We start from the raw sequence: 11,276 nt of genomic DNA on the forward strand, positions 1-11,276 counted from the left end.
CGTGCCGATGTCGCTAGGTGCCGGCGCCCGCTTCCGTCGCGGCGACCGAGGCACCGTCGTCGACGTCGCCCAGGAGCGCCTCGGGTGCCCGCATCCGCCACGCGTCGGTCACCAGCTCGCGCAGACGCTCGAGGTCCACCGCCGCCAGCCGCAGCAGCACCAGGGGCAGGCCGTGGTAGCCGGGCGTGGTGAAGAAGAGGTCGGGCTCGCCGAGCAGGAGCGCCTGCTTCTCGGCCTCGTCACCGACGAACAGCACGGCGATGTCGAGTCGGATCACCCGGGGCTTTCCGGGGACGCGCTCCGGATAGGACCAGACGAAGCCCTTGTCGGCCACCCGGAAGTCGAAGCCGTCACTGGGATTCTCCACCACGTGCGGCAGGGCCAGCGCCACCCGGCGTACGTCGTCGGCGTCAGCCACCGAGGCCCCCCGCACCGTGCACGATCAGCATGTGCCGAGATTACGCGGTGGACAGGTCGACGGCGGCGGCACCGAGGATGGCGCGGTTGCCGCTCTCCTGCACGTAGCCGACGACAGTGGCGCCGCGCGGATCGAGGTCGGGTGGCGGCGCCAGCTCCACCCGTCCCCGCTCGGCGTGCAGATCCACGGACGTGAAGGCGCGGACGACGTTGTCCTGTCGCAGCGTCCGTCCGGCGTTCTCCCCCCGGGCGATCTCGCTGTCCAGGCCGCGTTCCACGATCGCCACGTGCAGCACGGCCCCCTGCGGCGGCTGCGCGGTCTGGTACTCCACCGTCACCCGCTGCCCATCGAGGTGCGGTGCGGTGAGCGTGACCGGCGTGGTGGCGGTCGACGTCAGGGCGGACGCGATCGCGCCGGCCGCACGCCGACGGTCGGACCCGACGAACTCGACGGTGCCGTTGACGACCATCTGCGGTGTGTACAGCCGTCCGGTGCCGAAGGCGCGGGCGTACGCCTCCTGCCGCGCGGTGTACGCCGCGTCCGCGAAGCGGTCGGGCCAACCCAGATCGTCCCAGTAGTCGACGTGGAAGCCGAGGGCGAAGACGGGTTTCCCCCGATCCCGGGCGTCGCGCTCGATCTCGGTCAGCACCTCCTCGGCGGGAGGGCAGCTCGAACAGCCCTGCGAGGTGAACATCTCCACGACGGCGAAGCCGAGGTCCCTCGACGGGTTCGTCATGTGGCGCGTCTCCTCCCACGTCGCGACCGGCGGCGCTGCCTTTCCCGTTGCGGTCCGGAGAATGCGCGCGGCGTCACCTCACCTCGGCCGCACGGCGGGCGGTGGTGGGGTGGGTGATTGGATGGTCGGGTGCAGATCACCGTGACAGACGCGCCGGCGCGGGAGCGTTTCGAGGCGCGCGACGAGGCGGGTGCGCTCGCCGGCTTTGTCACCTACCAGCTGACCGGCAGCATCATCGCCTACACCCACACCGAGGTCGACCCGGCGTTCGAGGGCAACGGTGTCGGGTCGACCCTGGCCCGGGCGGTGCTGGACGACGCGCGGGCCAGGAAACGGACGGTCGTGCCGATCTGTCCGTTCCTCGCCGACTGGGTCGTCAAGCACCCGGAGTACGAGGGCATCGTGGTCCGGACCACCCGGAAGATCAAGTAAGCATCGTCTGACCGCACCGCTTCGGGAGAGCCCCACGATGACCGCGTCCACCTTCCGCGCCCTGCACCACGGCCGTGCCGTGGGGGACCCGCTCGTCCTGCCGGGCCCCTGGGACGCGGCAAGCGCCCGGGTGTTCGCCGACGCCGGCTTCCCGGCGCTCGCGACGCCGAGCGCCGGGGTCGCCGCCTCGCTCGGGTACGAGGACGGCGCGACACCGCCGGACGAGATGTTCGCGGCGGTGGCGCGGATCGTGCGCGCCGTGTCCGTTCCCGTGTCCGCCGACGTCGAGGGCGGTTACGGCCTCGCCCCTGGTGAGTTGGTCGGACGGCTCCTGGAGGCCGGTGCCGTCGGCTGCAACCTGGAGGACTCCGACAGGCACGGCACGCTGAAGGACCCGCGGCGGCACGCCGACTGGCTGGCCGAGGTGCGGGCGGAGGCGGGCGACGCGCTCGTCATCAACGCGCGCGTCGACACCTTCCTGGTCGGGACGGGTGACCCGGCCGACGCGGTGGAACGTGCCCGCCTCTACGTGGCGGCCGGCGCCGACTGCGTCTACCCGATCCTGGCGCCGCTGGCGGTGCTCCCGGCGCTGCGGGAGGGCATCGCGGGGCCGCTCAACATGGCCGCCGACCCGGACCGGGAGTCGGTGGCCGAGCTGGGCCGCCAGGGCGCGACGCGCATCACCTTCGGCCCGGGGATGCAGCGGTACGCGATGGGCGCGATCGGCGACCTCGCGGCGAGGCTGCGTGCCTGAGGCGAGGCCGGGGCTGAAGCTCGGGGCTGCGCGCCTGAGGCCGTGCACGCCCGTGGCCCGGACGTGCACGGCTGAAGCCCGCCCGTGGCCCTGCGCTGCGGACCGGGCGCGGTGAACCCGGCGTTCAGGTGGCGTCGGCGCGGGCGGCGAGGGCGTCGACCAGGCGGCGGGCGGAGCCGGCCAGGTTCCACCGTTGGGCGAGGTCCAGCAGCCGGTCCGGGTCGACCGGCGCGGTCGGCAGCGCGGTGGCCAGCTCCGGCAGCGGCACGTCCAGCGCGACCCGGACCACCGTCGGCGCGACGGCCAGGTAGTCGCGTGCCGCGGCCAGCTTGGTGCGCAGGCCCGGTGCGAAGGACGAGTCGGAGTCGTCGAGCGCGGCCAGGATACCGGCGATGCTGCCGTAGCGTTCGATGAGCCGGGCGGCGGTCTTCTCGCCGACGCCCGCCACGCCGGGCAGCCCGTCGCTGGGGTCACCGCGCAGCGCGGCGAAGTCGGCGTAGCGGTCGGCCGGCACGCCGTAGCGGGCCCGCACCGCGGCGTCGTCGCAGTCGTCGAGCTTGGCCACGCCGCGCCCGACGTAGAGCAGCCGGACCGGCCGGGTGTCGTCGATGAGCTGGAACAGGTCCCGGTCGCCGGAGACCACCTCGACCGGCCCCGGCTGGGTGACCGAGAGCGTGCCGAGCACGTCGTCGGCCTCGTAGCCGGTCGCGCCGACGGCGGTGATGCCGACCGCGGCCAGCACCTCCAGGATCATCGGCACCTGCGGGGAGAGGGTGTCCGGAACGATCTCGCCGCCCTGTGGGGCGACCCGGTGCGCCTTGTACGACGGCAACAGGTCGACCCGCCACGCGGGACGCCAGTCGTGGTCCAGCGCGCAGACCATCCGGTCGGCGCCGCGCCCGCGGATCAGGGTGGCGAGCATGTCGAGGAAGCCGCGTACCGCGTTGACCGGGGTGCCGTCCGCGGTGCGCGCGGCGGACTCCGGAATGCCGAAGTAGGCCCGGAAGTAGAGGCTGGCTGCGTCGATCAGCAGGATCGGGGGTCGGTGTGCCACGCCGGACAGCCTGGCACAGGCCCCCGACGATCCGGGGTACGCCCGGCCGTCGGCGGTGTCAGCGCCGCTCGTCGTGCCGGTAGACGGTCGCCCGCCGGGCCAGGTGCTGCACGACGTAACTGGTCACCAGCAGCACGATCGCGACCAGCACCTCCACCCAGGCCGCGACACCGTCGGCCACGGTGACGCCGATGATCAGCAGGACCAGGCCGACGAGCGCGAGGACCCCGGCCCACAGTTGACGGCGTCTACGGGTGGCCGTCCGGTTCGCCTCGTTCGTTGCCACGTGATCCTCCCGGCCGGGTGCCCGCGCGGGCGTTCCCGGATCCAGGCTATGGCCCCGTTCGCCGTTCGATGGGGAAAACCCCGGCGCTGGCGGATCCGCGCGCACGCCGAGCCGCGCCACGGGACAGCCAGGTTGGACCGGCATCGGTACGCTCGTCGCTCGTACGGTTCTGACGGGGGTGACGGTGAGTGTGAGTGACGAGACCCGGGCTTGGTTCGGGCGGTTGGTGGCCGACACGCGGGAGCGGTTCGCGGGGCTGGCCGAGCTCGGTGACGACCCCGAGCGACTGTACGGCGAGGCGCGGTCCCCGGAGGGCGTCGTCGCGGTGGTGGCACCCGGGGGGATGCCGGTCCGGCTCACGCTGAGCGCCTCGGCGTTGCGGCTGGGGCCGCAGGAGCTGGCGGAGCGCATCGTGGCGACCCAGCGGGCGGCGGCGGCCGAGGCCGGGCGGCGGCAGGCCGAGGTGGTCCAGGAACTCATCGGCCCGGCCACCGGCGGGGCCGTCGACGTGCGGTCGATGGTCGACCGGGCGGTCGACAAGGGCCGGTTCCGTGCGGCCGCGGAGCAGCTCGACTCCGCCGACGACCAGTTCGGTCGGCGTCGGTGAGCGGCGACGGTTTCACCGTCCAGCCGGCGGCGCTGCGCGCGGCGGCCGCTGCTCAGGAGGCCGTGGCCGGGGCCGCCGAGTCGACCGCCCGCACCGTCGAGTCGGCCACCGCCCAGGGCAACCTCTTCGGTGTGATCGGGCAGATGGCCGGCCTGGACGCCGGCTACCGGGGGTGGGTGGCCGACGAGGTGACCTCGCTGGAGGCGCTCGTCCAGTACCTGCACGATCTGGCCGACGGTTTGCACGCCAACGCCGAGGCGTACGAGCACACCGACTCGGGCAACGCCGACCACCTGGCCAGCCAGTACCCGGAGCGGTCATGAGCCAGCCGGGCGCCGTCGACGTCGCCAAGGGCTACCAGCAGGCCCGCGACACCTGGGACCAGGTCACCAGCCCCGCCTCCGAGGCGCTCAACACCGGGTTGGACGCGCTGCTCTACCCGTTCGTCTGGCCGCTGCTGCAGTTGCTGGAGCTGTGCGTCGGCGACCCCGACCAGCTCGACGCGCACGCGGGTGCCTGGCGCAACGCCGCCACCCAGCTGCGGCAGGTCGCCGAGCAGGAGCGGCAGGGCCTGGACGCGCTGCGTCCGGAGTGGACCGGTCAGGCGGCCGAGGCGTACGCCCGGCGGATCGACGCGCTGGTGCAGGGGTTGGACGCGGCGGCCGCGGAGATGGCCCGGACCGCCGACAGCCTCGGCGACACCGCGATGGACCTGCGCGACTGCGAGGAGATCATCCGGACCATCATCCGGGAGTTGGTCGAGTGGCTGGTGATCACCTGGCTCGCCGCGCAGGCGCTGGCGATCATCACCGCCGGTGCGTCCGAGGCGGCGGCCGCCGTCGCCTCGGCGGCGGAGACCGGCATCGCGGTCAGCCGGACCACCCGGATCCTGGCGCAACTGCACCGGGCGCTGGAGGCGTACAAGGCCATGATGGAGGCCCTCAAGGCGCTGGGCACCGTCGGCAAGATCGCCGCGTGGACCATCAACAAGCTGTACGGCCCGAAGGCATTGCTGAAGATGGGCATCAAGCTCGCCACCCCGCTGGACGGGTCGATCGTCGGCGAGGGGTTGGAGTCGGTCGGTGACATGGTCATCAACTCCTCCGCCGACGAGTACGAGGATCGCCGCGGCGGTGACGACGGCGACGGCAGTCGCTGGCGGCGTACGGTGAGTTCCTGGACGGACCCGGCAGCCGACCGGGCGCCGTGACGCGGGGAGGGTCGATGGACGAGCAGGCGGCGCGTCGAGCGGAGCTGCTCGCTCAGGTGGGGGTCGTGTTGGCCCCGGGCGAGGCCCTGCGGGAGGCGTGCTGGTTCACCCGCGTCCCGGGCCGGCGTTCGGCGGGGGAGGTGTTCCGTGCCGAGTTGAACCCGCTGCGGGTGGCGGAGGGGCTGGCCTGGGATGCCGTCGGGGTGACCGCCGCCACCGGGCCCGGGGTGGAGTGGTATCAGGCGGCCCGCAACGGGGTGCTCGGCGGCCCGCCCGGTTCGGTGGGCGTCGGGCTGGACGAGCGGCTGCCGGAGCCCACTGTCGCCCAGGTGCTGGCGCTGACCAACCGTCGTGTGCTGGTGCTGCGCCGCCAGGGCGCTCGACCGGCCCCGACGCAGTCACCCGCCGGCGGCGGTCTGCGGGATCGCCTCGCGGCGGCGGCCAACCAGGTGCGGGCGGCCTGGCAGGGGCCCGGCCCGGTGGACCGGGACGTGCCACTGGAGGTGGCCTGGCAGGTGGGTCTGGAGTCGCTGGTCCGCCTCGACGCGCTGCCCGGCGGCACGATCGGGCGTCTCGCCCTGCTCTTCGCCGACGGCTCGTGGATCGTGCTGGGTCCACCAGACGCCGCGACCGCGCTACGGATGGCGTCGTCGCGCGCCGGGTGATCGCAGTGCGTCGTCGCGCGCCGGGTGATCGCAGTGCGCCGCCGCCCGACGGACGGCGGCGGCAGGGCCACCGAGCCGACCGCCGACGCGACCATGCTGGTCGTGCCGGCGGTCCGCCAGCGCCAGAAGACGCGGGCCCGATCGTCGACGCGCAGGTCGTCGACCCCCGTTTCGTCGAACCAGTGAGTTCCAGTCTGGAACGCACTATAGTCGGGTGGGACCGACGGAGGTAGCGGGTGCGGCGAGAGGATCTCGCCGATGCGGACTGCGGCATCGCGCAGGCGCTCGGCGTACTGGGGGACTGGTGGACGTTCCTCATCGTGCGCGACGTCGCCGGGGGGACGACCCGCTTCGACGCGCTGCAACGTGAGCTGGGCGTCAGCCGGCGGGCGCTCGCCGAACGCCTCGCCGCCCTGGTCGAGCACGGGGTGCTGGAGCGCCGGTCCTACTCGCGACACCCACCGCGCTACGACTACCTGCTCACCGCTCGGGGCGAGGGGCTGCTGCCGGTGCTGATCGCTCTGCAGGACTGGGGAACGAGGCATCTCATGGGTGACGGTGAGCTGACCGCCACGGCCGACGCCGACTCCGCCGAGGCGCGCCGGACGCACCACCTGGTCGGGCGGCGACTGCCCGAGGTCGCCCTGCCCGGTGCCGACGGTCGGCCGGTCGCGTTGGCGACGATGGACACCTGGGCGGTCCTCTACCTCTTCCCCGGGGCGTACGCGCCGGGGACGCCCGGCTATCCGCCGGGCTGGGCGGAGATCCCCGGCGCCCGGGGCTGCACCCTGGAGTCGAGCACGTACGCCAAGCGTCACTCGGACTTCGCGGCCGCCGGTGTGCGGGTGCACGGGATCAGCACCCAACGTCCGGACCAGCTCGCCGACTTCGCCGCGTACGCCGGGCTGCCGTTTCCGTTGCTGTCCGACCAGGACGGCCGGTTGGCGGCGGGGCTGCTGCTGCCGGTCTTCCGGGCCGGTGGTGCGACCCGGTTCAAGCGGCTGACGCTGCTCGTCGACCCGGCGGCGGTGGTGCGTGCCGTGCAGTTCCCGGTCACCGACCCGGCCGGCTCGGTGCAGGAGATGCTCACCCTGGCCCGCGCACACGCGCGGGTCCCCGGCTGACGCTGGGCGTCGGCCGGGGACCGGGCGGGCCGTCCGGTCAGGCGGGGAGCGTCCAGCGCTGGTTGGCGCCGGCGAAGCAGTCCCAGATCTGCAGCCGGGTGCCGTCGGCGGAGCTGTTGTCCGTGACGTCCAGGCACTTGTTCGACTGCGGGTTGCGCAACGTGCCGTTGGACTGCGCCTGCCACACCTGGGCGCCGCTGCCGTTGCACTCCCAGAGCTGGACCTTCGCGCCGTTGGCGGTGGAGCCGCTGGCGACGTCGGCGCACTTGCCGAGGGCGCGCAGCGTACTGTCGCCGGCCACCGTCCAGGTCTGGGCGTTGGTGCCGTTGCAGCCGTAGAGCTGGATGGCGGCGCCGTTGGCGGTGCTGGCCGCCGCCACGTCGACGCACTTGCCGCCGAGGCCGGTGATCTGGCCGGTGCGACCGGTCGGCGGCGGGGTGGTGCCGCCCATGATGGTGTCGTACATGGCGCTGAGCAGTGAGGTCGAGCCGCTGGTGTCCTGGCTCAGCTCCCAGTTCATCACGCCGCCGGCGTTGGCCAACGCCCACTGCGTCTTGCGCTTGACCGTCGGGATGCCGTTCCAGCACTGCTGCGAGCCGCCGATGGTGGCGCAGTCCCGGTTGGCGTTCGCCGGGTCCAGGCCGACGATGTACGAGTAGTTGTAGTAGACCGGGCGGCTGTAGAACGGGATGCCGAGCACCGCCTTGCTGGCCGGCAGACCACGCGCCTTCCACAGGTTGATGCTGTTGATCGACCAGTCGTAGTTGGCGTGGGGGTTGCCGCCGTCGTACGCCATGATGTTGAGCCAGTCGACCTGGTTGAAGACTGCGGTCTGCACGCCCTGCACGCTGCCGCCCTCGGAGACCACGGCGGCGGTGAGCAGCTTGCCGCGGCTGTGCATCGCGCTGCCGAGCTGCGTCATGAGCGCCGTGTAGTTGTTGGCCGAGGCGCCCTGGTCGGGGTACTCCCAGTCCATGTCGACACCGTCGAGGTTGTACTGGTTGACGAAGTTGACCAGGTTGTTGACGAAGTTGGTCCGGCTGCCGGAGTTGGCGGCCAGGGCTTCGAACGCCGAGTCGTTGCCGTCGTTCCAGCCGCCGACGGCGATCGACACCTTGACGTTGTTGGCGTGTCCCTGCGAGACCAGCGAGGACAGGCGCGCCCCGTCGACCCCCTGCAGGCTGCCGTCGCTGTTGGGCAGGATGAAGGCGTAGTTGATGTGGGTGAGCTTGTTGTACTGGATCGTGTTGATGTTGCCGGCCCAGGAGGGCATGTAGCCGACGCTCTTGAAGTTGTTGGGCAGCACCACGGCCTGCGCGGCGGTGGTCGTGACGGTGAGGGTGGCGCCGGCGGTGGCCAGCGCGAGCAGGCCGGCGGCGAGGGCACGGCGCAGTGGTGAGGACATCGGGGGCCTTCCCGTGGGCGGGGAACGACGCCACCCGCGCAGGGTTGTCGCGGGCGGGGGTGCGGGACGCAGGAACGGGTGGGCCTCGAGGCAGCCAAATCTTAAAGAGTGTTAACTGTCCGCGTCAATCAACGTCTGTGGATTTCCGGGCGTCGGAGCCGATATGGGGGTTTACCCAAACGACCGTTAAGCTGATGGGGTGGGAATCGACGAGCTGTACCCGCCCGATCGGCTGATCGCCGCGCAGCGCGCCACCGCCGCCGCCGGTCTGGATGCCCTGCTGCTCACCCCCGGCTCCGACCTGCGGTACCTGACCGGCTACGACGCCCACGCGGGGGAGCGGCTGACCTGCCTGGTGCTGCCCGCCGTGGGTGAGCCGACCCTCGTCGTGCCCCGGCTGGAACGTCCGGCGGCGGAGGCGGCACCGGCCACCGGCGTGCGCATCGTCGACCACGTCGACGGCTCCGACCCGTACCCCCTGGTGGTCGCCGCCCTCGGCGGGCCGGTCGCGGCGGTCGGGCTGGCGGACCGGATGTGGGCCGAGCAGGTCCTCGCGTTGCGCGCCGCCCTCCCCGGCGCCGCGCAACGCCTCGCCGGCGAGGTGCTGCGCGAGCTGCGGATCCGCAAGTCCCCGGCGGAGGTCGCGGCCCTCGCCGAAGCCGGCGCGGCGATCGACGAGGTGCACCTGCGGATGGGGCGGTGGCTGCGCCCCGGTCGCACCGAGGCGGAGGTCGCCACCGACATCGCCGCGGCGATCCGGGCCGCCGGGCACGTCACCGTCGACTTCGTCATCGTGGCGGCCGGACCCAACGGGGCCAGCCCACACCACGGCACCTCGGACCGGCCGATCGGCGCCGGCGAGCCGGTGGTGGTCGACATCGGCGGCACGATGGCGTCGGGGTACCGCTCGGACTGCACCCGCACCTACGTGGTGGGTGCGCCGGCGCCGGCGGACTTCCTGGACTACTACGCGGTGCTGCACGACGCCCAGCGCGCCGCGGTCGCCGCGGTGCGGCCCGGGGTCACCGGTGCGGCGGTCGACGCCGCGGCCCGCGACCCGATCGCCGCCGCCGGCCACGGCCCCGCGTTCCTGCACCGCACCGGCCACGGCATCGGTCTCGACGGTCACGAGGAGCCCTACCTGGTGGCCGGCAACGACCGCCCGATCGAGGCCGGGATGGCGTTCTCCATCGAACCGGGCGTCTACCTGGCGGGCCGGCACGGCGCCCGCATCGAGGACATCGTCGTCTGCACCACGGACGGCGTGCAACGGCTCAACACCACCCCCACGGAGCTCATCGCGCTATGACTGTCGACCGGATCCTGCCCACCGACGAGGCCCACGACCTGCTGGGTCTCGCCACCGAGCTCGCCGACCGCGAGCTCGCGCCGAAGGCCGCCGCCTTCGAGGAGCGCGCCGAATTCCCCCGCGAGGTGCTGCGTACCCTCGGCCGTGCCGGTCTGCTCGGCCTGCCCTACCCCGAGGAGTACGGCGGCGCGGCCCAGCCCTACGAGGTGTACCTGCAGGTGCTGGAGATCCTGGCCAGCCGCTGGCTCGCGGTCGCCGAGGCGATCAGCGTGCACACCCTGTCCTGCTACCCGGTGTTCGCGTTCGGCAGCGACGAGCAGCGCAAGCTGCTGCCGGACATGATCGGCGGGGAGCTGCTGGGCGCGTACTGCCTCTCCGAGCCGCAGGGTGGCTCGGACGCGGCGGCGCTGAGCACCCGGGCGGTTCGCGATGGCGACGCGTACCTGGTGTCCGGCACCAAGGCCTGGATCACCCACGCGTGGACGGCCGACTTCTACAACGTCTTCTGCCGCACCGGCGGGCCCGGGCCGAAGGGGATCTCCTGCCTGCTCGCCGACGCGGGCACCGCCGGCATCACCCCGCAGGCGGCGGAACGGACGATGGGGCTGCGCGCCTCCCCGGTGGCGCAGGTCGCCTTCGACGAGGCGCGGGTGCCGGCCGACCGGCTGATCGGCGGCGAGGGCGCCGGTTTCACCATCGCCATGTCCGCGCTCGACTCCGGTCGCCTGGGCATCGCCGCGTGCGCGGTCGGTCTGGCCCAGGCGGCCCTGGACTACGCGGTCTCCTACGCCCGGGAGCGACAGCAGTTCGGCCGGTCCATCATCGACTTCCAGGGCCTCGGCTTCCTCCTCGCCGACGCGGCCACCCAGATCTCCGCCGCCCGCGCGCTGACCCTCGCCGCGGCCCGGTTGCGCGACGCCGGCCGCCCGTACGCGATCGAGGCGGCCAAGGCGAAGCTCTTCGCCACCGACATGGCGATGCGGGTGACCACCGACGCGGTGCAGGTGCTCGGCGGCGCCGGCTACGTGGCCGATCACCCGGTGGAGCGGTACATGCGCGAGGCCAAGGTGTTGCAGATCGTGGAGGGCACCAACCAGATCCAGCGGATGGTGATTTCCCGGGCGTTGGCGAAGGGCTGAGCAGTGCCGGGGGGGGCGCGGCGGGGCCCCCCCCCCCCCCCCCCGCGGGGGCCCCCCCCCCGGGGGGCCCGTTTGCCCGGGGGGTGGCCCCCCGGGCGGGGCTCGCCCGCCCCTTCCGCGCCCCCCCGCCCCCCCCC

General features: G+C 73.3%; 14 protein-coding genes. 9 read left to right on the forward strand and 5 right to left on the reverse strand.

The genetic code is table 11. From position 1 onward, the window contains the following. Nucleotides 1-13 precede the first annotated feature (13 nt). Nucleotides 14-418, reverse strand: coding sequence for an MmcQ/YjbR family DNA-binding protein (locus ACGFIQ_RS34340; RefSeq protein WP_393250187.1), 405 nt, complete (start codon nt 416-418; stop codon nt 14-16). Nucleotides 419-458: 40 nt separating this feature from the next. Then, a complete protein-coding gene (locus tag ACGFIQ_RS34345) occupies nt 459-1,154 on the reverse strand; it encodes a DUF1223 domain-containing protein (protein WP_393250189.1) in 696 nt (231 codons plus the stop codon). A gap of 129 nt (nt 1,155-1,283) precedes the next feature. Between ACGFIQ_RS34345 and ACGFIQ_RS34350 the strand changes: the two genes are divergently transcribed. Both ACGFIQ_RS34350 and ACGFIQ_RS34355 read left to right on the forward strand, forming a co-directional pair. Continuing rightward, nucleotides 1,284-1,586, forward strand: a complete 303-nt coding sequence (locus tag ACGFIQ_RS34350) for a GNAT family N-acetyltransferase (RefSeq protein WP_393250191.1) — start codon at nt 1,284-1,286, stop codon at nt 1,584-1,586. A gap of 37 nt (nt 1,587-1,623) precedes the next feature. Then, the gene (locus tag ACGFIQ_RS34355; RefSeq protein ID WP_393250193.1) at nt 1,624-2,340 is read left to right on the forward strand and encodes an isocitrate lyase/phosphoenolpyruvate mutase family protein; all 717 of its coding nucleotides are present in this window, start codon (nt 1,624-1,626) and stop codon (nt 2,338-2,340) included. A 124-nt stretch (nt 2,341-2,464) separates the two neighbouring features. On the opposite strand, the gene ACGFIQ_RS34360 is transcribed toward ACGFIQ_RS34355, so the two are convergent. Both ACGFIQ_RS34360 and ACGFIQ_RS34365 read right to left on the reverse strand, forming a co-directional pair. Next, nucleotides 2,465-3,394: a 5'-3' exonuclease H3TH domain-containing protein gene (locus ACGFIQ_RS34360; RefSeq protein ID WP_393250195.1), complete on the reverse strand. Its 930-nt coding sequence runs from the start codon at nt 3,392-3,394 to the stop codon at nt 2,465-2,467. 58 nt (nt 3,395-3,452) lie between these two features. After that, nucleotides 3,453-3,680 carry a hypothetical protein gene (locus ACGFIQ_RS34365; protein ID WP_393250197.1) on the reverse strand — a complete coding sequence of 76 codons (228 nt, stop codon included), beginning with the start codon at nt 3,678-3,680 and terminating at the stop codon, nt 3,453-3,455. 190 nt (nt 3,681-3,870) lie between these two features. Between ACGFIQ_RS34365 and ACGFIQ_RS34370 the strand changes: the two genes are divergently transcribed. From ACGFIQ_RS34370 to ACGFIQ_RS34390, 5 genes are all read left to right on the forward strand, one after another. Beyond that, nucleotides 3,871-4,287: a hypothetical protein gene (locus tag ACGFIQ_RS34370; RefSeq protein WP_393250199.1), complete on the forward strand. Its 417-nt coding sequence runs from the start codon at nt 3,871-3,873 to the stop codon at nt 4,285-4,287. Continuing rightward, entirely contained in the window at nt 4,284-4,610 is a 327-nt protein-coding gene (locus tag ACGFIQ_RS34375) for a type VII secretion target (protein ID WP_357523766.1), read from the forward strand. The genes ACGFIQ_RS34370 and ACGFIQ_RS34375 overlap by 4 nt, the downstream gene beginning before the upstream one ends. After that, nucleotides 4,607-5,497 (forward strand): WXG100 family type VII secretion target, encoded by an 891-nt coding sequence (locus tag ACGFIQ_RS34380; RefSeq protein WP_393250201.1) that lies wholly within the window; start codon nt 4,607-4,609, stop codon nt 5,495-5,497. The genes ACGFIQ_RS34375 and ACGFIQ_RS34380 overlap by 4 nt, the downstream gene beginning before the upstream one ends. Before the next feature lie 14 nt (nt 5,498-5,511). After that, nucleotides 5,512-6,162: a hypothetical protein gene (locus ACGFIQ_RS34385; protein ID WP_393250203.1), complete on the forward strand. Its 651-nt coding sequence runs from the start codon at nt 5,512-5,514 to the stop codon at nt 6,160-6,162. A 236-nt stretch (nt 6,163-6,398) separates the two neighbouring features. Further along, complete coding sequence (locus ACGFIQ_RS34390; RefSeq protein ID WP_393250205.1) at nt 6,399-7,286, forward strand: winged helix-turn-helix transcriptional regulator; 888 nt, start codon at nt 6,399-6,401, stop codon at nt 7,284-7,286. Between the two features lie 37 nt (nt 7,287-7,323). Here the strand turns inward: ACGFIQ_RS34390 and ACGFIQ_RS34395 are convergent, their stop codons facing one another. Beyond that, nucleotides 7,324-8,691: a glycosyl hydrolase family 18 protein gene (locus ACGFIQ_RS34395; RefSeq protein WP_393250207.1), complete on the reverse strand. Its 1,368-nt coding sequence runs from the start codon at nt 8,689-8,691 to the stop codon at nt 7,324-7,326. Between the two features lie 199 nt (nt 8,692-8,890). On the opposite strand from ACGFIQ_RS34395, the gene ACGFIQ_RS34400 reads away from it, so the two are divergent. Both ACGFIQ_RS34400 and ACGFIQ_RS34405 read left to right on the forward strand, forming a co-directional pair. Next, complete coding sequence (locus ACGFIQ_RS34400; RefSeq protein ID WP_393250209.1) at nt 8,891-10,000, forward strand: M24 family metallopeptidase; 1,110 nt, start codon at nt 8,891-8,893, stop codon at nt 9,998-10,000. Then, nucleotides 9,997-11,139, forward strand: coding sequence for an acyl-CoA dehydrogenase family protein (locus tag ACGFIQ_RS34405; protein ID WP_393250211.1), 1,143 nt, complete (start codon nt 9,997-9,999; stop codon nt 11,137-11,139). The genes ACGFIQ_RS34400 and ACGFIQ_RS34405 overlap by 4 nt, the downstream gene beginning before the upstream one ends. The last annotated feature ends 137 nt before the right edge of the window (nt 11,140-11,276 follow it).

It is taken from the genome of Micromonospora sp. NPDC048898, from assembly GCF_043198035.1.
In the GTDB taxonomy this organism is placed as follows: Bacteria; Actinomycetota; Actinomycetes; order Mycobacteriales; family Micromonosporaceae; genus Micromonospora.

Excerpts from the sequence above, each read along its gene's own strand:
- ACGFIQ_RS34345 (WP_393250189.1), bottom strand. The coding sequence starts at position 1,154 with ATGACGAACCCGTCGAGGGACCTCGGCTTCGCCGTCGTGGAGATGTTC.
- ACGFIQ_RS34355 (WP_393250193.1), top strand. The coding sequence starts at position 1,624 with ATGACCGCGTCCACCTTCCGCGCCCTGCACCACGGCCGTGCCGTGGGG.
- ACGFIQ_RS34380 (WP_393250201.1), top strand. The coding sequence starts at position 4,607 with ATGAGCCAGCCGGGCGCCGTCGACGTCGCCAAGGGCTACCAGCAGGCC.
- ACGFIQ_RS34385 (WP_393250203.1), top strand. The coding sequence starts at position 5,512 with ATGGACGAGCAGGCGGCGCGTCGAGCGGAGCTGCTCGCTCAGGTGGGG.
- ACGFIQ_RS34395 (WP_393250207.1), bottom strand. The coding sequence starts at position 8,691 with ATGTCCTCACCACTGCGCCGTGCCCTCGCCGCCGGCCTGCTCGCGCTG.
- ACGFIQ_RS34405 (WP_393250211.1), top strand. The coding sequence starts at position 9,997 with ATGACTGTCGACCGGATCCTGCCCACCGACGAGGCCCACGACCTGCTG.